Annotated in this window: 16 protein-coding genes; 2 read left to right on the forward strand and 14 right to left on the reverse strand. The window is 73.3% G+C overall.

Going from position 1 to position 21,132, the window contains the following annotated elements:
- Positions 1 to 30: 30 nt before the first annotated feature.
- Both ACPC54_RS30170 and proB read right to left on the reverse strand, forming a co-directional pair.
- A complete protein-coding gene (locus ACPC54_RS30170; protein ID WP_498969311.1) occupies positions 31 to 549 on the reverse strand; it encodes a DUF8830 family protein in 519 nt (172 codons plus the stop codon).
- A gap of 177 nt (positions 550 to 726) precedes the next feature.
- Positions 727 to 1,863 (reverse strand): glutamate 5-kinase, encoded by a 1,137-nt coding sequence (gene proB, locus ACPC54_RS30175; RefSeq protein ID WP_498969313.1) that lies wholly within the window; start codon positions 1,861 to 1,863, stop codon positions 727 to 729.
- Positions 1,864 to 2,157: 294 nt separating this feature from the next.
- On the opposite strand from proB, the gene ACPC54_RS30180 reads away from it, so the two are divergent.
- Positions 2,158 to 2,898, forward strand: a complete 741-nt coding sequence (locus tag ACPC54_RS30180; protein WP_498969314.1) for a hypothetical protein — start codon at positions 2,158 to 2,160, stop codon at positions 2,896 to 2,898.
- 75 nt (positions 2,899 to 2,973) lie between these two features.
- On the opposite strand, the gene obgE is transcribed toward ACPC54_RS30180, so the two are convergent.
- From obgE to ACPC54_RS30210, 6 genes are all read right to left on the reverse strand, one after another.
- Complete coding sequence (obgE, locus tag ACPC54_RS30185) at positions 2,974 to 4,452, reverse strand: GTPase ObgE (RefSeq protein ID WP_498969315.1); 1,479 nt, start codon at positions 4,450 to 4,452, stop codon at positions 2,974 to 2,976.
- A gap of 121 nt (positions 4,453 to 4,573) precedes the next feature.
- Positions 4,574 to 4,831 carry a 50S ribosomal protein L27 gene (rpmA, locus tag ACPC54_RS30190; RefSeq protein ID WP_030058248.1) on the reverse strand — a complete coding sequence of 86 codons (258 nt, stop codon included), beginning with the start codon at positions 4,829 to 4,831 and terminating at the stop codon, positions 4,574 to 4,576.
- A gap of 14 nt (positions 4,832 to 4,845) precedes the next feature.
- On the reverse strand, positions 4,846 to 5,163 hold the full coding sequence (gene rplU / locus ACPC54_RS30195) for a 50S ribosomal protein L21 (protein ID WP_030397424.1): 318 nt from the start codon (positions 5,161 to 5,163) through the stop codon (positions 4,846 to 4,848).
- Positions 5,164 to 5,391: 228 nt separating this feature from the next.
- On the reverse strand, positions 5,392 to 8,952 hold the full coding sequence (locus ACPC54_RS30200; protein ID WP_498969318.1) for an Rne/Rng family ribonuclease: 3,561 nt from the start codon (positions 8,950 to 8,952) through the stop codon (positions 5,392 to 5,394).
- Between the two features lie 395 nt (positions 8,953 to 9,347).
- Positions 9,348 to 10,148 carry a TIGR03936 family radical SAM-associated protein gene (locus tag ACPC54_RS30205; RefSeq protein ID WP_498969320.1) on the reverse strand — a complete coding sequence of 267 codons (801 nt, stop codon included), beginning with the start codon at positions 10,146 to 10,148 and terminating at the stop codon, positions 9,348 to 9,350.
- 209 nt (positions 10,149 to 10,357) lie between these two features.
- A complete protein-coding gene (locus tag ACPC54_RS30210; protein ID WP_498969321.1) occupies positions 10,358 to 12,286 on the reverse strand; it encodes a TIGR03960 family B12-binding radical SAM protein in 1,929 nt (642 codons plus the stop codon).
- A gap of 461 nt (positions 12,287 to 12,747) precedes the next feature.
- On the opposite strand from ACPC54_RS30210, the gene ACPC54_RS30215 reads away from it, so the two are divergent.
- Positions 12,748 to 14,034: a M14 family zinc carboxypeptidase gene (locus ACPC54_RS30215; protein ID WP_498969322.1), complete on the forward strand. Its 1,287-nt coding sequence runs from the start codon at positions 12,748 to 12,750 to the stop codon at positions 14,032 to 14,034.
- 72 nt (positions 14,035 to 14,106) lie between these two features.
- Here the strand turns inward: ACPC54_RS30215 and rodA are convergent, their stop codons facing one another.
- From rodA to ndk, 6 genes are all read right to left on the reverse strand, one after another.
- Positions 14,107 to 15,306 carry a rod shape-determining protein RodA gene (gene rodA / locus ACPC54_RS30220; protein WP_498969323.1) on the reverse strand — a complete coding sequence of 400 codons (1,200 nt, stop codon included), beginning with the start codon at positions 15,304 to 15,306 and terminating at the stop codon, positions 14,107 to 14,109.
- Positions 15,303 to 17,597, reverse strand: a complete 2,295-nt coding sequence (gene mrdA / locus ACPC54_RS30225; protein WP_498969324.1) for a penicillin-binding protein 2 — start codon at positions 17,595 to 17,597, stop codon at positions 15,303 to 15,305. Before mrdA ends, rodA begins: the two co-directional genes overlap by 4 nt.
- Positions 17,598 to 17,649: 52 nt before the next feature.
- Complete coding sequence (gene mreD / locus ACPC54_RS30230) at positions 17,650 to 18,294, reverse strand: rod shape-determining protein MreD (RefSeq protein ID WP_498969325.1); 645 nt, start codon at positions 18,292 to 18,294, stop codon at positions 17,650 to 17,652.
- A 3-nt stretch (positions 18,295 to 18,297) separates the two neighbouring features.
- Entirely contained in the window at positions 18,298 to 19,245 is a 948-nt protein-coding gene (gene mreC, locus ACPC54_RS30235) for a rod shape-determining protein MreC (RefSeq protein WP_498969326.1), read from the reverse strand.
- A gap of 99 nt (positions 19,246 to 19,344) precedes the next feature.
- Complete coding sequence (locus tag ACPC54_RS30240) at positions 19,345 to 20,370, reverse strand: rod shape-determining protein (protein ID WP_045696920.1); 1,026 nt, start codon at positions 20,368 to 20,370, stop codon at positions 19,345 to 19,347.
- Between the two features lie 324 nt (positions 20,371 to 20,694).
- On the reverse strand, positions 20,695 to 21,108 hold the full coding sequence (gene ndk, locus ACPC54_RS30245; RefSeq protein WP_498969327.1) for a nucleoside-diphosphate kinase: 414 nt from the start codon (positions 21,106 to 21,108) through the stop codon (positions 20,695 to 20,697).
- Positions 21,109 to 21,132 lie beyond the last annotated feature (24 nt).

Genomic DNA, 21,132 nt, shown 5'->3' on the forward strand with positions numbered 1-21,132 from the left:
CTGCCGTTTCGCCATCCGAACAGCGGGCCGCTAGTACGGGTGCACGCCGCCCGGCTGCGGCGGCGGATCGCCGAAGCCCTCCGCCACCCGCTTGTGGTACGTCGCCCGGTCGACCACCTCCAGCCCGACGATCTCCCACGGCGGCAGGCTCGCGGTCACCTTGTGCTCGCCCCACAGCCGCAGCGCGATCGCCGCCGCGTCGTGCAGGTCCCGGGCCTGCTCCCAGTAGCGGATCTCGGCGTGGTCGGCCGCGTAGCGGGCGGTCAGGAAGAACGAGTGGTCGTGCGCCAGCCGCTCCAGCGAGGCGCGCAGCGACGGCAGCGGGGTCGCCTGCCCGGCCACGCTCAGCACCACGTGCCACAGCCGGGCCTGCTCGGGCACGGTGGGCGGCCGCACCGCTTCCGCCTGCTGCGGCCGCAGCCTGCGCACCCCGGCGGGGCCCTGCGGCGGACCGGCCGGCTCGGCGGGCCCGTCCCCGCGCCCGCCGTCGATGCTGGTCAGCCGTCGGCCCGCCCCTGCGGTCAGCGCTGCGTCGTGCCTGCGTTCCACCGGCGGCCTCCTGTTCGGCGATCTCGTGTCGTCCCCGCGCCGACCGGACCCGGCCGACCGGTACGGCTGCGCCCCTCCTCGCCCGCGGCCGGGCCGCTCCCGCGCAGGGGCGGACCGCCGGCCGTACTCCGCCGATCGGCCGGGACCGATCGGCCGCGCCGCCGGCCCGCCGGCCGGTCAGCCGCGCAGAACGACCAGGTCGTCGCGGTGGACGACCTCGCGCTCGTACGCGGCGCCGAACTCCTGGGCCAGGTCGTGGGTGGACCGGCCGAGCAGGCGGGGCAACTCCCTCGCATCAAAGTTGACCAGTCCGCGAGCCACGATGTGGCCGTTTTCGGCAAGAAGGTCCACCGGATCACCCGCGGCGAAGTCCCCGTCGACCTTGACGACCCCGGCGGGCAGCAGCGAGGCGCCGCCGGAGACGACGGCCGCGACGGCGCCCGCGTCCAGGTGCAGGGCGCCGCGCGGGCTGCTCGCGTGGGCCAGCCAGAGCATCCGGTCGGAGCCGCGGCTGCCGGTGCGCTCGAACAGCGTGCCGGTGGGCCGGCCGGCCAGCGCGTCGGCGGCCTGGCTGGCGGCGGTGAGCACCACCGGGATGCCCGCGCCGGTGGCGATCCGGGCCGCCTCGACCTTGGTGACCATGCCGCCGGTGCCGACGCCGGCCTTGCCGGCGCTGCCGATCTCGATGCCGTCCAGGTCGTGCGGGCCGCTCACCCGCTCGATCCGGCTGGTGCCGGGGCGGGACGGGTCGCCGTCGTAGAGGCCGTCCACGTCGGAGAGCAGGACGAGCAGGTCGGCCCGGACGAGGTGGGCGACGAGCGCGGCCAGCCGGTCGTTGTCCCCGAACTTGATTTCGGCGGTGGCGACGGTGTCGTTCTCGTTGACGATCGGCATCGCGCCCATCGCCAGCAACTGGTCCAGCGTCCGGTAGGCGTTGCGGTAGTGGGCGCGCCGGCTGGCGTCCTCGGCGGTGAGCAGCACCTGGCCGACGCGGATGCCGTACCGGGCGAAGGAGGCGGTGTAGCGCGCGACCAGCAGGCCCTGGCCGACGCTGGCGGCGGCCTGCTGGCGGGCCAGGTCCTTGGGCCGCTTCTCCAGGCCGAGCGGGGCGAGCCCGGCGGCGATGGCGCCGGAGGACACGAGCACCACCTCGGGCGCGTCCGGGCGGGCGCGCACCTTGGCGAGCGCGTCGACCAGGGCGTCGACCCGGTCGGCGTCCAACCCGCCGGCGGCCGTGGTCAGTGAGGAGGAGCCGACCTTGACGACGATCCGCCGTGCGGTCAGCACCTCCTGCCGCAGTGCGTCCTGGCTCATCTCGCTGCTCGCCCTTCCGGTGTGGTGCGGGTACGGCCGGCCCCGGCCCGGCCGCCATCACCGAAATCTACGCGATCCGCGCAGGTCGCCGCCGGGGTGTTCCAGCCGCTGGACCGGCCGGGAAAGGATCCGAACACCGATCCGCCCGACTGGTATGGTCCCTGACCGAAAGCCATGTCGGGGGACGGCTTCTTGCCCGCTGGACCCATCGTCTTCGACGTTCCTGCCATCGGGCGGCGCCGCACTGGGCAGGCCGGAAACGGTTCGCGGCCACGCCCAGGAGAAAAGCGCCTCATGCGTTCGTACACCACGAAGCTGACCGTCGCCGCCCTGGCGGCGGCCACCGCCCTCTCGCTCGCGGCCTGCGGCCCGGACAACTCGGACGCCCCGGCCGGCGGCGCCTCGACCGGGGCGGCCCCGGCGCCGACCAGTGCGGCCCCGGGTGCGGCCACCGGCGGTGCGGCCGGCGGCTCGACCGCGGCCCCCTCGGGCGCGGCCACCGGCGGTGCCGCCGCGGGCGGCGCCGGTACGGCCGGCGCGGCGGGCGGCGGTGCCGGTGGCGGCAAGCTGCCGCAGGCCGGCACCTCGGTGAAGTTCGGCCAGCCGGCCACCGTGGACTTCGCGGACAAGACCTCCAACTCCGCCGCGAAGCTGGAGATCACCGTCACCGGCGTCCAGCCCGGCTCGGTCAAGGACTTCCAGGACGCCAAGGCCCCCACCACCGGCCTGGACGGCCGCGCGATCTTCTACGTCAGCTGGACCGTCAAGAACCTCGGGGACTCCAAGCTGACCTTCAGCGCCCCGGACTCCAAGTTCAAGGTGATGGACGCCGGCGGCAACCTGGGCATGTTCAACAACCCCACCAGCTCGACGCCGGTCGCCAAGTGCTCGACCCCGAGCTGGTCCGGCGCCACCAAGGGCGTCGCCTTCAAGGGCTGCGACATCGTCACCTTCGCCGCGGGCGCCACCCCGGCGTTCGTCGGCTTCGGCGACTCCAGCGACCCGACCAAGGTCCAGGCCGCCTGGACGAAGTGACGCCGCGTCAGCACGGAAACGGCGAACGGCCCCGCCACCTGCGGAAGGTGGCGGGGCCGTTCGCTACTCGCCCGCTCAGTGGTCCTCGTCGTCGCCCTCGACGGCGGCCTGCCGGCCGCTGGAGAGCGCCTCGAAGGCGAGGAACTCGGCCTCGGCCGCGTCCCGGCCCTTCTGCTTCTCGCGGCGGCGGTCGACCGCCGGGCGCTGGGTCTCCATGCGGTGGTCCTCGCCACGGCGGCCGAGCATCTCGGCGCCGGCGGCCATGGTCGGCTCCCAGTCGAAGACGACGGCGTTCTCGTCGGGGCCGATGATGACGGTGTCACCCTCGTGCGCCCCGACCTTCCACAGCTTCTCCTCGACACCGAGGCGGGCCAGCCGGTCGGCGAGGTAGCCGACCGCCTCGTCGTTGGAGAAGTCGGTCTGGCGGACCCAGCGCTCCGGCTTGACGCCGCGGATGCGGTAGGCGCCGTCCTCCTCCTCGATGGTGAAGCCCGCGTCGTCGACGGCGGTGGGCCGCAGCACGATCCGGGTGGACTCCTCGACCGGCTTGGCGGCGCGCGCCTCGGCGACGATCCCCGCCAGCGCGAAGCTCAGCTCGCGCAGGCCCTTGCGGGAGGCGGCGGACACCTCGAAGACCCGGTAGCCGTGCTCCTCCAGCGAGGCGCGGGTGAGGTCGGCGATGTCCTGGCCGTCCGGCACGTCCACCTTGTTGAGCGCGACCAGGCGCGGGCGGTCGTCCAGGCCGCCGTACTCGGAGAGCTCGGCCTCGATGGTCTCCAGGTCGGTCAGCGGGTCGCGGCCGGGCTCCAGGGTGGCGCAGTCCAGCACGTGCACCAGCACCGAACAGCGCTCGACGTGCCGCAGGAACTCCAGGCCGAGGCCGCGGCCCTGGCTGGCGCCCGGGATCAGGCCGGGCACGTCGGCGATGGTGTAGACGGTGTCGCCGGCGGTGACCACGCCGAGATTGGGGATCAGGGTGGTGAACGGGTAGTCCGCGATCTTCGGCTTGGCGGCGGAGAGCACCGAGATCAGCGAGGACTTGCCGGCGCTCGGGTAGCCGACCAGCGCGACGTCGGCGACGGACTTGAGCTCCATCACGATGTCGCGGGCCTCGCCGGGCTCGCCGAGCAGGGCGAAGCCGGGGGCCTTGCGGCGGGCCGAGGCGAGCGCGGCGTTGCCGAGGCCGCCGCGGCCGCCCTGGGCGGCGATGAAGCTGGTGCCGTGGCCGACGAGGTCGGCGAGCACGTTGCCCTTGCGGTCCAGCACGACGGTGCCGTCCGGCACCAGCAGGACGAGGTCCTCGCCGTCCGCGCCGGTGCGGTTGCCGCCGGCGCCGGGCTTGCCGTTGGTGGCCTTGCGCTTGGGCGAGTGGTGGTACTCCAGCAGGGTGGTGACCTGCGAGTCCACGGTGAGGATGACGCTGCCGCCCTCCCCGCCGTTGCCGCCGTCCGGGCCGCCGAGCGGCTTGAACTTCTCGCGGTGCACGGAGGCGCAGCCGTGGCCCCCGTTACCCGCGGCGACGTGAAGTTCGACGCGGTCCACGAAGGTGGTCATGGGTGTGCCTCCAGTGCGCGAGAGTCTGCTTGCTACCTGCGTAAAGCGCGAAGGGTGGACCGGAGAATTCCGGCCCACCCTTCAGTGTGAGTCGTCAGACGACTCGGGAGTCCGCGGGGACTCAGGCCTCGACGGCCACGATGTTGACGACCTTGCGGCCGCGACGGTTGCCGAACTGCACCGCACCGGCGGTCAGCGCGAACAGGGTGTCGTCGCCACCACGGCCGACACCGGCACCCGGGTGGAAGTGGGTGCCGCGCTGGCGGACGAGGATCTCGCCGGCGGAGACGACCTGGCCGCCGAAGCGCTTCACGCCGAGGCGCTGGGCGTTCGAGTCACGGCCGTTACGAGTAGAGCTTGCGCCCTTCTTGTGTGCCATTTTTCGCTATCCCCTTACTTGCTGACCGAGTCGATGCTCGTGATGCGCACCGCGGTGTGCTGCTGACGGTGACCCTGACGACGGCGGTAGCCGGTCTTGTTCTTGTAGCGCAGGATGACGATCTTGTCACCCTTGGTCTGGTCGACGACCTCGGCGTGAGCCTTGACGCCGGCCAGGACCCACGGGTCGGAGGTGACGGCCTCGCCGTCGACGACCAGGATGGTCGAGAGCTCGACCGAGTCACCCGGCTTGGCCTCGATACGGTCGATCTCCAGCACGTCGCCGACGGCGACCTTGTGCTGGCGGCCGCCTGCGCGAACGATCGCGTACATGCGGTACCTGCTTTCCTTGCTCGGTCGGAACCCCCGACGCCAGCCACCTGGGTACGGACACAGGAGCCTCTCCCCTCGGCACCGCGCGGACGCGGCCACTCCGGGAAGGTGATGTGCTCGGGAGCGTGGCGTAGACACGCCAGTGGTCAAGAATACGGACCGGCCGCCCGAGGGGCAAACCGGCCCGTACGGCCCGGGGCGGAACCTCGTCCGCCCCGGGCGTGGGCACTACTCGGCCGCCGTATCACCCTCGGCGGCCGCGGCCTTCTTGGCCGCCGCGCTCGTCCGCTTGGTCGCGGTCTTGCGGGCGGTGGTCTTCTTGGCCGCCGCGGTGGTCTTCTTGGCGGCGGTCTTCTTCGCGGCGGTCTTGCGGGCGGCCCGCTTCTTCGGGGCCGGCGCCTCCTCGGCCGGGGCCTCCTCGGCGGCGGCCTCGACGGGCGCCTCCGCCGGAGCCTCGGCCGGGGTCTCGACGACCACGGCCTCCGCGACGGCGACCGGCTCGGCCGGCTCCTCGGCGGTCTCGACGGCGCTCTCGGCGGCCTGCAGGGCCGCCTCCAGCGCCGCGTCGGCCTTCGCCTGCAGCACCACGATCTCGGCGCCCTGCGGCGAACCGGCCGGAGCCGTCGCCTTGCGCACCGCGCGGCGGCGCGGCCGGGCCGCCGGAGCGGCCGCCGGCTCGGCGGGCGCCTCGACCACGGCCTCGACGACGGCCTCCACCACCGGCGCCTCGACGACCTCGGCCTCGGCGGCCGGCGCCTCGACACCCGGGACCTCCAGGGCCAGCTGGCCCTCGATCTCCTCGCGCACCGGCTCCGCGGCCTCGACCTCGGCCTCGACGGCCTCGACCAGCACGGTCTCGACGGCCTGCGGCTCCTCGTGGCCCGCCCCGCCCTTGCCCCGGCGACGGCGCTTGCCGCCGCCCGAGCCCGCCTCGACCGCGGCCGGGGCGTGGTTGTGGACGTGCGCGCTCGGCTGCTCCATGTGCACGATCACGCCGCGCCCGTTGCAGTGCACGCAGGCCTCGGAGAAGGACTCCAGCAGGCCCTGGCCGACCCGCTTGCGGGTCATCTGGACCAGGCCCAGCGAGGTGACCTCGGCCACCTGGTGCTTGGTCCGGTCCCGGCCCAGGCACTCCAGCAGACGGCGCAGCACCAGGTCCCGGTTGGACTCCAGCACCATGTCGATGAAGTCGATCACGATGATGCCGCCGAGGTCGCGCAGCCGCAGCTGGCGCACGATCTCCTCGGCCGCCTCGATGTTGTTCCGGGTGACCGTCTCCTCCAGGTTGCCGCCCTGGCCGACGAACTTCCCGGTGTTGACGTCGATGACGACCATCGCCTCGGTGCGGTCGATCACCAGCGAACCGCCGCTGGGCAGCCAGACCTTGCGGTCCAGCGCCTTCATCAGCTGCTCGTCGATCCGGTAGGTGGCGAACACGTCCACCTCGGAGGTCCACCGCTGGAGCCGCTCGGCGAGGTCCGGGGCCACGTTGGAGACGTACTCGTGGATGGTCGACCACGCCTCGTCGCCGGAGACGATGACCTTGGTGAAGTCCTCGTTGAAGATGTCGCGGACGACCCGGACGGTCATGTCCGGCTCGCCGTACAGCAGCGCCGGGGCGTTGCCGGTCGCGGCCTTCTTCTGGATGTCCTCCCACTGCTGCTGCAGCCGCTGGACGTCGCGGGTCAGCTCCTCCTCGGAGGCGCCCTCGGCGGCGGTGCGCACGATCACGCCCGCGTCGTCCGGGACGATCTTCTTGAGGATCTGCTTCAGGCGCGCCCGCTCGTTCTCGGGCAGCTTGCGCGAGATGCCGGTCATCGAGCCCTCGGGCACGTACACCAGGTAGCGGCCGGGCAGCGAGATCTGGCTGGTCAGGCGGGCGCCCTTGTGGCCGATCGGGTCCTTGGAGACCTGCACCAGCACGGACTGGCCGGACTTCAGCACCGACTCGATCCGGCGCGGGCCGCCGTGGCCCAGCGCACCGAAGTTGACCTCGCCGGCGTACAGCACGGCGTTGCGACCCTTGCCGATGTCGACGAACGCGGCCTCCATCGACGGCAGCACGTTCTGGACCTTGCCCAGGTAGACGTTGCCGACGTACGAGGTGGCCTGCTCCTTGTTGACGTAGTGCTCGACGAGCACGCCGTCCTCCAGGACGCCGATCTGGGTGCGCTGGCCGTTCTGGCGCACCACCATGACGCGCTCGACCGACTCGCGGCGGGCCAGGAACTCGGCCTCGGTGATGATCGGCACCCGGCGGCGGCCCAGCTCGCGGCCCTCGCGGCGGCGCTGCTTCTTCGCCTCCAGACGGGTCGAGCCCTTGATGGACTGCACCTCGTCCGGGTCGAACGACGGCTCGGTGGAGCGGCGGCGCGGCTCGCGCACCTTCACCACCGTGCGGACGCCGTCCTCGGTGGTCTCGGCGGTCTCGACGGCGCCGGCCTCACCGCTGCGGCGGCGACGGCGGCGGCGACGGCGCGACGAGGACAGGCCGGCGGCCAGGTCGTCGTCCTCGTCGCCCTCCTCCTCGAAGCCCTCGGCCGGCTCCTCGGCGGCGGGCTGCTCGACGGTCTCGGCGGCCTCGAACTCCTCGGCCTCGCCACGGCGACGGCGGCGGCCGCCCCGGCGGCGACGGCGGGACGGACGGCCGTCCTCCCACTCGTCCTCGGTCTCCGGACCGGCGGCGGGCGCCTCGACGACGGCCTCGACGGCCTGGACCTCGGCCACCGGCGCCTTCACGGCGGCGGCCTTCGCGGGGGCCTTCGTCGCGGCGGCCTTCGCGGCGGGGGCCTCGGCCGGGGCCGCGGCGGCCCGCTTGCGACGGGTCGGCTCCACCCGGGTGCGGACCCGGCGGCGGCGGCCGACACCGCTGTACTCGAACTCGTCCTCCTCCTCGCGGTCGACGGCGACCGGGGCCTCCACCTCGGCCGGAGCCGACACCGGGGCCGGCGCGGCGGCCTGCTGCGGCGCAGCCGCGGCGGGGGCGGCGGTGAACGGGGCCGGCTCCTGGAACACCGGGGCCTGGAAGACCGCGGTGGCCGGGCGGACGGCGCGGCGGCGCGAGCGGTGCGGCGGCTCGGCCTCGACGGCGGGGGCCGCGGCGGCCGGGGCGGGCTCGACGGCGGCGGGCTGCTCGACGGCGGCCTCCTCCTCGGGCTCCTCCTCGACGGCGGGCTCCTCGGCCACCGGCTCCTCGACGACCGGCTCCACGACCGGCGCGGCCTCGACCACGCGACGGCGGCGGGCCCGGCGGGCCGGGGCGGCCGGGGCCTCCTCGGCCACCGGCTCGGCGACGGGGGCGGGCGCGGCGGGCTCCTCGACGGCGGGCGCGGCGGGCTCCTCGGCCGCCACGACCGGCGCCTCGGCCCGCTTGCGGGTCCGGCGGGCCCGCACGGGCTTCTCCGCCTTCTCCTCGCTCTTCTCCTCGGCCTTGGCGGCCTTCTCGGCCTTCGCCTCGACCGGCTGCTCGGCGGCGTCCGGCGCGGTGACCACGATCGCGGTCGCCTCCGGCGCCCCGGCCGGGGCCTCGGCACGCTTGCGGGTCCGGCGCGCCCGGACGGGCTTCTCGGCCGCCGGGGCCGGCTCCGCCTCCGGAGCCCGCTCAGCGGGCGCCTCGGCCGGGACGACCGTCTCGGCCGTCTCGGCGGCGGCGCCCTGCGGCGCACCGGCCGGGCGGGACACCGCCCGGCGACGGCGGCGCGGCGGCGCGGCGGCCGCGCCCTCGCCGGTCGCGGTGGTCTCGTTGTGTTCCGTGGCCGCAGACTGCTGCGGATCGGTGTTCTCGAGCATGCGGGTGGATCTCCCGTCAGGCCCCCGGGCTCCAGGTCCGGGCACGGCACGGCACCGGTGGGCGGCCGGCATCGCGAGGATGCTCGGGCCGGACCCTTTCACGGTGCCACCGCGCGGACACGAAGCCGCACAGGGGCTCGTAGTCTCGCTCGGCGCCCCGCGCTTAGGCGGGGTGTCGAAAGTCTTCTGGTCTGACCAGTCTTCTGAGGTTTTCGCAAGCTGCGCCGTCCCCGGTCCCGGGTGGCTCCCGGACGGGGCGCCCGGGCTCGCCGACCGTCCTGGTCGGCGGCCCCGAGTGGCCGGCCTGTGCTGCGACGACGCTCGCTCCCCTGGGGAGCCGCGGGAACCTGGAGGACCTTCGGGCCCAGTGAGTCACTGGACCCGGCCCCCGCCCGCTAGGCGGACGCGGTAGCGCGCGGCCCGGCAGCCGGCTCCGAGCCGGTCGGGGCCGCGGCGCGGTCGAGCGCCAGCGGGTCGGTCACCGTGCCGGCCCCCTCGTCGAGCGGCCCCTGCGCCAGCCTGGTCACCTCTGCGGGGACCGGCGGCGCCAGGTCGGCCGTCGCACGGAGACCGGACAATACGTCGTCGGGTCGTACGGCGGGTGTGGCGTGTCGTACTACCAGGCGCAGTATCGCACAGGGACGGCCGGTCCGAACATCGCGCCCCGTCCCGGCACCCGCCTGCGCACCGTCGCCGACCTGCGGCGGGACGACCTGCAGCGCCGCCACGGCACCGCGCGCGTCGAAGACCCGCAGGCCGTTCTTGGTGAGGCGTTCGACCTCGACCCGCTCCTCGGCCAGGAACACCGCGACCGCGCGGGCCGCCTCGTCCTCCTCGACCCCGTCAAGCCGGACCAGCCACTCGGAGGCCTCCAGGCGCTCCACGAAGTTCGGCGTCCGGACCTCGACCGCGTCGATGACGTCCAGGCCCTTCGGCAGCGACTCGTCCAGCTGCGCCCGCAGCGCCTCCGGGTCACGGTGCGCGGCCAGGCCGATCTCCAGGTACTCCGCCTCACTCGCCACCCCGGTCGGGGCGGCGTTGGCGTACGAGACCTTCGGGTGCGGCGTGAACCCGGCCGAATAGGCCATCGGAACGGCGGACCGGCGCAGGGCGCGCTCGAAGGCGCGCTGGAAGTCGCGGTGGCTGGTGAAGCGCAGCCGACCGCGCTTGGTGTAGCGGAGGCGAATCCGCTGCACCGTCGGCGCGGGCGGCGGACCGTCGGGCGTACGGCGTGCCAGGGTCGCTCAGTCCTTAATCAGTGGTCCCCGTCCGGCGTGGCCCATTCCCGCCACTGCCCGGACTCTGTCACCTGCAAGGGTACGCGCCCCGCCCGCCCCCTCGCCCCCACCCGACAACGGCCCCCGCCCGGAACGCACCGGACGGGGGCCGAAGGATGTGACGCTCGCTACTTGTTGACGACCGTCAACGGCAGCATCTTCTTGCCCGTGGGCCCGATCTGGATGGACGTCTGCATCTGGGGGCACACGCCGCAGTCGAAGCACGGCGTCCAGCGGCAGTCGTCGACCTCGACCTCCTCCAGGGCGTCCTGCCAGTCCTCCCACAGCCAGTCCTTGTCGAGGCCGCTGTCCAGGTGGTCCCAGGGCAGCACCTCCTCGTAGCCGCGCTCGCGGGTGGTGTACCAGTCGACGTCGACGCCGGTGCCGGCCAGGCCCTTCTCGGCGCAGGCCATCCAGCGGTCGTAGGAGAAGTGCTCGCGCCAGCCGTCGAAGCGGCCGCCGTCGTCGTAGACGGCGCGGATGATCGCGCCGACGCGGCGGTCACCGCGGGAGAGCAGGCCCTCGATGATGCCGGGCTTGCCGTCGTGGTAGCGGTAGCCGATGTTCTTGCCGTACTTGCGGTCGCCGCGGATGGAGTCGCGCAGCTTGGCGAGGCGGGCGTCGGTGGCCTCGGCGGACAGCTGCGGGGCCCACTGGAACGGGGTGTGCGGCTTGGGCACGAACCCGCCGATGGAGACGGTGCAGCGGATGTCGTTCTGGCCCGTGACCTCGCGGCCCTTCTGGATGACGTTCTTCGCCATCTCGCCGATCTGGAGCACGTCCTCGTCGGTCTCGGTGGGCAGGCCACACATGAAGTACAGCTTCACCTGGCGCCAGCCGTTGCCGTAGGCGGTGGCGACGGTGCGGATCAGGTCCTCCTCCGACACCATCTTGTTGATCACCTTGCGCATGCGCTCGCTGCCGCCCTCGGGGGCGAAGGTGAGGCCCGAGCGGCGCCCGTTGCGGGACAGCTCGTTGGCGAGGTCGATGTTGAACGCGTCGACGCGGGTCGACGGCAGCGACAGGCCGATCTTGTCCTCGGTGTAGCGGTCGGCCAGACCCTTGGCGATGTCGCCGATCTCGGTGTGGTCGGCGCTGGACAGCGACAGCAGGCCGACCTCCTCGAAGCCGGTCGCCTTGAGCCCGCGCTCGACCATCTCGCCGATGCCGGTGATGCTTCGCTCCCGCACGGGGCGCGTGATCATGCCGGCCTGGCAGAAGCGGCAGCCGCGGGTGCAGCCGCGGAAGATCTCGACGGACATCCGCTCGTGCACGGTCTCGGCGAGCGGGACGAGCGGCTGCTTCGGGTACGGCCACTCGTCGAGGTCCATGACGGTGTGCTTGGACACCCGCCACGGCACGCCGGGGGCGTTCGGCACGACGCGGCCGATCCGGCCGTCGGCCAGGTACTCGACGTCGTAGAACTTCGGGACGTACACCCCGCCGGTCCGGGCCAGGCGCAGCAGCAGCTCGTCGCGCCCGCCCGCGCGGCCCTCGGCCTTCCAGGCCCGGATGATCTCCGTGATGTCGAGGACGGCCTGCTCGCCGTCGCCGATCACCGCGCAGTCGATGAAGTCCGCGATCGGCTCCGGGTTGAAGGCGGCGTGGCCGCCGGCGAGGACGATCGGGTCCTCGTCGGTGCGGTCCTTGGCCTCCAGCGGGATGCCGGCCAGGTCGAGCGCGGTGAGCATGTTGGTGTAGCCGAGCTCGGTGGAGAACGACAGGCCGAACACGTCGAAGGCCTTCACCGGGCGGTGGGCGTCGACGGTGAACTGCGGGACGCCGTGCTCGCGCATCAGCGCCTCGAGGTCCGGCCAGACGCTGTAGGTGCGCTCGGCCAGCACGCCCTCGCGCTCGTTCAGCACCTCGTAGAGGATCATGACGCCCTGGTTGGGCAGGCCGACCTCGTAGGCGTCGGGGTACATCAACGCCCAGCGGACGTCGCAGGCGTCCCAGTCCTTGACGGTCGAGTTGAGCTCGCCGCCGACGTACTGGATCGGCTTCTGGACGTGCGGGAGGAGGGCCTCCAGGCGTGGGAAGACCGATTCGACAGTCATGTACTAGGAACCCTTACGACGTGATTCGGTGCCGCGAGTCGGCACGGGAGGGGTGACCCTCAAGGGTAGCCCAATCCGGGGAACGGCCCGTCGGGCCCGGGCGCCCGGGGCGTGCCCGCGCTGCGCCCGGGGTGTGCCCGCCGTGCGACCCCACCGGGCGGGCCGCCGACCGCCGCCGGCGCGCCGGGAGCGCCGCCACCGTCCTGGCAGGGCCCCGTCAGACAACTCTGCGCCCCTTCCGGACACCCGAGTTGAGTCGTACGCTCGGGCCCGCGCCGGTAGTCCCGGCACGCCGTCCCCGCAACCCCGGTACCACCCGTCCCCCGGTGCCGGCCGTCTCCCCGCACCCCGTCCCCGGTACCGCCCGTCCCCGGTGCAGACCCGTCCCCCGCACCGGCCGTGCCCCCGTCCCCCGGTGCCCACCGCCACCCGGCGGCCGTGCGCCCCGCGCAAGGAGAACCATGACCGACACCGGTCGGCGGATCCGCCCGCTGCGGACCCTCGACACCCGGCCGGCCCGCTACCCCACGCAGGCGCAGGCCGAGGCCGCCGCCCGGCGGCTCGCCCTGCGCCACCCGGACCGCTGCCGGCTGCGCGAGGTGGGCCGCTCCCGGGCCGGCCGTCCGCTGCTGCTGCTCTCCGTCGACCGCGGCCCGCGCGCCGCGCTGGTGGTCGGCGGCCCGCACCCCAACGAGCCGATCGGCACCGCCGGCGCCCTGCGGCTGGCCGAGGTACTGCTCGAACGGCCCGCCCGCCCCGGCCTGTCCTGGCACCTGCTGCTCTGCCTGGACCCGGACGGCGCCGCGCTCGGCGCCGGCTGGCTCGACGGCCCGCTCACCATGGGCCGCCACTACGAGCACTTCTTCCGCCCCTCCTTCGAGGAGCAGCCCGAACTCCTGCCCGCCCCCGATTCCGGCCGCCCGCCGATGCCGGAGAGCCGGGCGCTGACCGACCTGATCGACGAGCTGCGCCCGTTCCTGCAGTGCTCGCTGCACGGGGTCGACTTCGGCGGCGCCTTCGTCCAGCTCACCGGCCCCGTCCCCGGCCTGTCCGAACGCCTCGCCCGCTCCGCCGAGCGGGCCGGCCTGCCGCTGGACCTGGACTGCTACGACGCGATCGGCTGGCCCAGCCCCGCCCCCGGCACCTACCTGATGCCCGCCCCCGGCAGCGGCCCGCAGGCGCTGCCGGACGAGCCCGAGCTGTCCACCTGGTCCTACGCCGCCCGGTACGGCGCGGTCACCGCCGTACTGGAGGTCCCGATGTGGGCCGTCGACGCGGTCGGCGACGCCCGCCCCCACCCGGCCGCCGACCAGGCGGTCGGTGCCGCCGCCCGGGCCCTCAAGGCCCGCGCCGAGGAACTGGCCGCGCTGCTCCCGTACATCCCGTCCCGGGCCCGGGACGAGCACGCGCCGCTGCTGCGCACCGCCGAGTTCAACCTCGCGGTGGGCCCCGGGATGGCCGACGAGTGGCTGGAGCGCTGGCACGTGCAGCCGCTCACCGTGGCCCGGGTCACCACCGCCGGGCTGGTCGCGGCCCGGCTCCCGCTGCGGGTGGCCTCGCTGCTGCTGCGCCTGCTCGCGGGCGCCCGCGGCCCGGGCGCCCAGGCCGCCCGGGAGCGCGCCCGCGCCGTGGTCGCGGACAGCCTGGACCAGCTGCGCCACCGCTTCGGCGCCCGCTGGGTGCCCGTGCAGGAGCAACTGGCCCACCAGACCCGCGCGGTGCTGAGCACGGCCGACCTGCTGCTCTGAGGGCCCGGGAGCGACGGCGAGGGCCGGCCCGGGACACCCCGGACCGGCCCTCGCTCAGGCCACGGAGACCGCTCAGGCCGCTATCGGCCGCTGGCTGCGCACCGCCTGCAACAATCCGATCGCGATCCACACCGCGAACATCGACGACCCGCCGTACGAGACGAACGGCAGCGGGATGCCCGCCACCGGCATGATGCCCAGGCACATCCCGATGTTCTCGAACGCCTGGAAGGAGAACCAGGCGATGATCCCGGCCGCCACGATCGTGCCGTACAGGTCGGTCGCCTGCCGGGCGATCCGGCAGGCCCGCCAGAGGATCACGCCGACCAGCGCGATGATCGCCAGCGCCCCGACGAAGCCCAGCTCCTCGCCCGCCACGGTGAACACGAAGTCGGTCTGCTGCTCCGGCACGAACTGCCCTATGGTCTGGGTGCCGTGGAACAGCCCCTTGCCGGTCAGCCCGCCCGAGCCGATCGCGATCCGGGCCTGCGCCGTGTTGTAGCCGACGCCGTTGGGGTCGAGCTGCGGGTTGGCGAAGGCCGCGAAGCGGTCGATCTGGTACTTGCTCAGCAGCCCGAGCTTCCACACCGCGATGCTGCCGCCGACGCCGACCGCGAGCAGGCCGAGCACCCAGCGGTTGGCCGCGCCGGAGCCGAGCAGGATGCCCAGCACGATCGCCGACATCACCATGGTCGAGCCGGCGTCGGGCATCAGCAGGACCAGGCCCATCGGCAGGCAGGCCCAGAACAGGCCCCGGAACACGGCCCGGTGCGAGGGGAACTCCCGCTCCCCCGCGTCCACCTGGTCGGACAGTACGACCGCCATCGCCAGCAGGATCCCGAGCTTGGCGAACTCGGCGGGCTGGATCGAGAAGCCGCCGCCGAGCTGGATCCACGAGTGCGCGCCGTTGACGGTCGAGCCGAGCGGGCTGAGCGTCGCGAGCAGCATGAGGATCACGGCGACGTAGACGAAGGGCACCAGGGTGCGGGTGCGCCGGGCCCCTATCGCTATCACCACGGCGCACAGCACCAGGCCGATGACGAAGTTGGTCAGGTGCCGGTACAGGAAGTACTGCGGGTCCCCGTGGGTGAGGTTGTCGCGCCCGCGGGTGGCCGACCAGACCAGCAGCGAGCCGCACAGCGAGAGCGCGAGCCCGGCCAGCAGCAGTATCCAGTCGAGCCGCCACAGCGGGGAGTCCTTGGCCAGGGCCTTGGAGACGCCGGTGCGCTGCGGGGTCAGCCGCAGCTGCCGGTAGGAGCCGTAGGAGGTCATGCCCGCCCCCTTCCGGTGCTTCGGGTCGGTTCCAGCGCGGTGTCGGCGGCGGCGTACGGCACCGGGGTGCCGGTGGGCTGCGCCGGGTCGAGGAACGTCAGCGGCTGGGCGCCCGCGGTCACCGGCGCCAGCAGGGTGCCGGGCGCCTGCTCGGCACCGGCGGCAGGCGCGGTGCCGGGGTAGGAGACCGGCTTGATGATCGCGGTGCCGTCCGGGTTGAACTTGGGCAGCTCGGTCTGCGGCGCGGGCAGCAGCGCCTTGCCGTTGTCGACGTTGCCCTTGTCGTCCACGCCGTACAGCGACTGGTAGATCCGCCGGATGGCGTCGCCGGAGCCGCCGGAGCCGGTGCCGCCCTGGCTGATCGTCATGACGACGGCGTAGTCCTTGCTGTACGTGGTCAGCCAGGAGGTGGTCTGCTTGCCCTCGACCTCGGCGGTGCCGGTCTTGGCGTGCAGCTCGATCTTGCCCTGCGGCCAGCCCGCCCCGGCGAACTTCCAGGCGGCGGTGCCGCTGGTGATGACGCCGGCGGTGGCCTGGTCGATGTAGCTGAGCAGCTTCTGGTCGCCGGGGAACTTGGCGTCCTCGTGCGGGGCGATGTCGCGCACGAGCTGGCCGCTCGGGCTTATCACGGCCTTGGCGATGGTCGGCCGGTAGAAGGTGCCGCCGTTGGCGAGCGCCGAGTAGATCCGGGCCATCTGGACCGGGGTGACGAGCGTGTCGCCCTGGCCGATCGCGAAGTTGACGGCGTCACCGGCGCGCATCTGGTAGCCGTCGACGCAGTTCTCGCGGGCGATCTGGTCGGAGAAGCTGGTGCCACCCTTCTGTGCCTGCGCGCACCAGGCGTCCTTGTTGTTGTCGTAGAAGGACTGCTTCCACTGCCGGTCGGGCACCCGGCCCGGGACCTCGGCCGGCAGGTCGATGCCGGTCTTGGCGCCGAGGCCGAACTGGTGGGCGGTCTTGAAGAACCAGTCGCCCGGGTCCTTCTTCGGCTTGATGCCGCCGTCCTTCATCCACTGGTCGTACGCCAGGCCGTAGAAGACGGTGTCGCAGGAGACCTCCAGCGCCTTCTCCAGGGAGATCGCGCCGAAGTTCTCGCTCTCGAAGTTCTTGAACTCGCGGCCGCCGATGGTCATGCTCTTCGGGCAGTCGTAGTGGCCGTCCAGCGAGTAGCCGGCCTGCACGGCGGCGGTGGTGGAGATGACCTTGAAGGTCGAGCCGGGGGCGGACTGACCCTGTATGGCGCGGTTCAGCAGCGGGAAGTTGGAGTCCTTGCTGGTCAGCGACTGGTAGTCCTTGCCGCTGATGCCGCCGACCCAGAGGTTGGGGTCGTAGGTCGGCGCGCTGGCCATCGCGACGATCCGGCCGGTGTGCACGTCCATCACGACGGCGGCGCCGGAGTCGGCCTCGTAGTTGCGGTTGGTGACCTTGTCGAAGGTGTTCCGGGCGTCGTTCATGGCCTGCGCCAGATTGTCCTCGACGACCTTCTGCACCCGGGCGTCGATGCTGGTGACCAGGTTGTCGCCGGTCTGCGGGGCGACGGTGCCGGCGGTGCCGATCACCCGGCCGAGGTTGTCGACCTCCAGCTGGGTGATGCCGGCGGTGCCGCGCAGGTCGCGGTCGTACACCGACTCCAGGCCGGCCCGGCCGATCTGGTCGGCCGGCAGGTAGCGGTCGAGGCCCTTCTTGTCGGCGGTCTTGCTGACCTCCTCGTCGGTGACGGGCGAGAGGTAGCCGAGCACCTGGGCGAGGTTGGCGCCCTCGGCGCCGGTGTAGCGGCGCACGGCGGTGGGCTGCGCGGTGACTCCGGGGAAGTCCTCGCGGCGCTCCATTATCTGCATCGCCTGCTGGGTGGTCGCCTCCTTGGTGACCGGGATCGGCTGGTACGGCGAACCGTTCCAGCAGGGCTGTTGGGTCTTGGCGTCGCAGAGCCGGACCTTCTCCTGCACGTCCTTGGCGGGAATCCCGAGCACGCCGGCCAGCCGGCCGAGCACCGCCTTGCCGCCGTCCTTCTGCTGCATCAGCGAGGTGCGGCTGACGGACACCACCAGCCGGGTCTCGTTGCCGGCCAGGATGCGCCCGGAGGCGTCCAGGATCTCGCCGCGGACGGCCGGTTCGACCACCTCGCGGATGTGGTTGCCGGTCGCCTTGGCGGTGTAGACGCTGGCGTTGCGGATCTGCAGGTACCACAGCCGTCCGCCGAGGGTGGCGAGCAGCGACAGCACGAGGATCTGCAGCACCACCAGACGGATCGTCACCCGCCGGGTACGGCCGGTCTCGGGGATGTTGCTCACGTCTCGTGCGCTCCTGGGTGCGGGGAGGTCGTCAGGTCGGGGGCCCGGCGGGTCACGGGCGGCGGGCGAAACCGGGCACGCGCCGCTTCTTGTACGTCGGGCCGGTCGACACGTCACGGGTGGTGCGGTAGCGGGCCAGCGAGCCCAGGCCCGGGCCGCCGGCGTCGTCGTCGCCGCTGGCGGCGGCCACCGGGTCGCGGCCGAAGCGGCGGCCGAGCAGCATCACCAGCGGCACCACGAACGGGGCCAGCAGCAGGTCGTACAGCAGGGCGCTGATCACCAGGCCGCCGAGGCCGACGTGCCGGGCGGCGGTGTCGCCGACCAGGGCGCCGACCATCGCGTACAGCAGGGTGGAGGCGATCGCGGCGGCGCCGACGACCAGCAGCGCGCTGGAGACGGAGCGCTGGCGGCCGTGCTCGGGGCGCAGCAGTCCGGCCGCGTAGCCCATCAGGCAGAGCACCAGGGCGTAGCGGCCGATCGCGTGGTCGGAGGGCGGGGCGAGGTCGGCGAGCAGGCCGGCGGCGAAGCCGACCAGGCAGCCGCCGGTCGGCCCGTAGACCATGGCCAGGCCGACCACGACGAGCAGCAGTATGTCCGGGGTGGCTCCCGGGAGCTGGAGCCGGCCGAAGACGCTGACCTGGAGGATCAGGCCGAGCAGGATCAGCACGGCGGAGACGGGGATGCGGGCGAGGCGCATGGCTCAGTTCCCCCCAGTGGGCTTGGCGGGCGGGGCGGCGGGCGCGGTGGCCTGCGGCTGGGCGGGCGCGGCCGGGGCCTGCGGCTGCCCGGGGGCGGGCGGCAGGACGGCGTCGCGCGGGTCGGCGCGCGGCGGCACGACCACGACGCCGACCAGGTCGAGCCGGGTGAACTGGACGAAGGGCTCGACCAGGACGGTCTTGGTGAGCTGTCCGGCGTTGGCCTGGACCTCGACGACCTTGCCGACCGGGACGCCGGGCACGAACGGGCGACCGCTCTGCGAGCCGAAGGTGACCAGCCGGTCGCCGGCCTTGACCTGGGCCTTGCCGTTGAGCAGGGAGACCTTCATCGGGCTGTCGCCGCCGCCGGAGGCGAAGCCGATCTCGCCGCTGCCCTCCAGCCGGGTGCCGGCCGAGAAGCCGGGGTCGGAGGCGAGCAGCACGGTGGCGGTGGTCGGGGCGACGGTGGTGATCCGGCCGACCAGGCCCTGGCCGTTGATGACCGTCATGTCGCGGGTGAGGCCGTCGTCGCTGCCGGCGTCGATGGTGATGGTCCAGGAGAAGCCCTGGGCCGGGCCGATCGCGATGACCTGGGCGGCCTTGATGGTGTAGCCGCCGGCGCCCGCGGTGCGCAGCAGGTCGTCGAGCTGCTTGGTGCGGCCGGCGGCCATGTCGGAGGAGGCGAGTTTCTGCCGCAGCTCGGTGTTCTCGCGGGCGAGCTGGTCGCTGCGGCCGCTGTCGGTGGCGGCGTCGCGGAAGGCCCGGACGGTGTTCGCGACCGGGTCGACGACGGTGGCGGCGCCGCGCTCGACGGGGCCGAGGAGGCTCGCGGCGGTGCGCCGGGCGCCGCCGAGCGGGGAGTCCTCACCGCCCTTGATGTCCACGGTGATGAGCGCGAAGGCGACGGCCACCAGCAGGATCAGCAGCAGCCGGCTCTCTCGTGTGTCCCTCACGGTGCTGGTGCTGCCCCTTCGTACCTGGCGGCCGCCCGGGGCTGTGGGACCCGGGCGGCGGCCCGTTCAGTTGAGTCGGTGTCGGGTGTCGTCGTGGTGCTAACGCCGCGGCGAGGCGTCGAGTACCTGCTGGAGCGCCTCGAACTCCTCGACGCACTTGCCGGAGCCGAGCGCGACGGAGTCGAGCGGGTTCTCGGCGATGTGGATCGGCATGCCGGTCTCGCGCCGCAGCCGCTCGTCCAGGCCGCGCAGCAGGGCGCCGCCGCCGGTGAGGACGATGCCGCGGTCCATGACGTCGCCGGCGAGCTCGGGCGGGCACTGGTCGAGGGTGGTCTTGACCGCGTCGATGATCGAGTTGACCGGCTCGTCGATGGCCTCGCGGACCTCGGCGGCGGAGATGACGACGGTCTTGGGCAGGCCGCTGACGAGGTCGCGGCCGCGGATCTCGGCGTGCTCGTCCTTCTCGCCCTCCAGGCCGTAGGCGCTGCCGATGCTCATCTTGATCTGCTCGGCGCTGCGCTCGCCCAGGAGGAGCGAGTACTCCTTCTTGATGTGCTGGACGATGGCGTTGTCCAGCTCGTCGCCGGCCACCCGGATGGACTGGGCGGTGACGATGCCGCCGAGGGAGATGACGGCGACCTCGGTGGTGCCGCCGCCGATGTCGACGACCATGTTGCCGGTGGCCTCGTGGACGGGCAGGCCGGCGCCGATGGCGGCGGCCATCGGCTCCTCGATGATGTGCACCTGGCGGGCGCCGGCCTGCGAGGAGGCCTCGATGACGGCGCGGCGCTCGACGCCGGTGATGCCGGAGGGCACGCAGACCACGACGCGCGGGCGGGCGAGGTAGCGGCGGCGGTGGATCTTGAGGATGAAGTAGCGCAGCATCCGCTCGGTGATCTCGAAGTCGGCGATCACGCCGTCCTTGAGCGGGCGGATGGCGACGATGTTGCCGGGGGTGCGGCCGATCATCTTCTTGGCCTCGGCGCCGACCGCGAGGATGCCGCCGGTGTTGGTGTTGACCGCGACGACCGACGGCTCGTTGAGGACGATCCCCTTGCCCCTGACGTACACCAGCGTGTTGGCAGTTCCGAGGTCGATCGCCAAGTCGCGGCCGATGAACGACAGGTTGCTCGCCATGGGGTGTGGGTGCCTTCCCGGGCTCGGAGTTCTTGGAGGGTGGACGAATGCGTGCGCCCACGCTTGGCCGGAGACCAGTTGAGCTGCGGTACCGGGCCCTCGAGTCGCGTCCATCGTAGTCACGCCGTGCGGTACGGACGGCGAGGTGGGGCATACCGTCCATTGTCCGGAGCGTGATCGCTTCTCCGAGCATTGGGACGCCGTGTCGGCGCCCGCGGTTGCTTATTTCACGATAAGAATGCCCCGGCCGGGCCAATGGTCCCGACCGGGGCATGCCGAAGGGCACCCGGGCGTGTCGCCCGGGGCCGCGGCTCAGGCGTGCGCCGGGAAGAAGATCTTGATCTCGCGCTCGGCGGACTCCGGGGAGTCGGAGGCGTGGATCAGGTTCTCGCGGGTGATCGTCGCGTAGTCGCCGCGGATGGTGCCGGCGCCGGCCTCCAGCGGGTTGGTGGCCCCGGCGAGCATGCGGACGCCCTTCACGACCTCCTCGCCCTCGACGATCAGCGCGATCGACGGGCCGGAGGTCATGAACTCCAGCAGCGGCTCGTAGAACGGGCGGCCGACGTGCTCGGCGTAGTGCTGCTCCAGGATCTCCCGGTCGAAGGTGCGCAGCTCGACGGCGGCCAGCTGCCAGCCGGCCTTGCGCTCGATGCGGCTGATGATCTCGCCGGCCAGACCGCGGCGGACGGCGTCGGGCTTGAGCAGGACGAGAGTGCGCTGGGACACGGTGCGTCTCCTGGGGATCGGGTC

The sequence above is a fragment of the Kitasatospora sp. NPDC094028 genome (assembly GCF_049543595.1).
Classification (GTDB): Bacteria; Actinomycetota; Actinomycetes; order Streptomycetales; family Streptomycetaceae; genus Kitasatospora.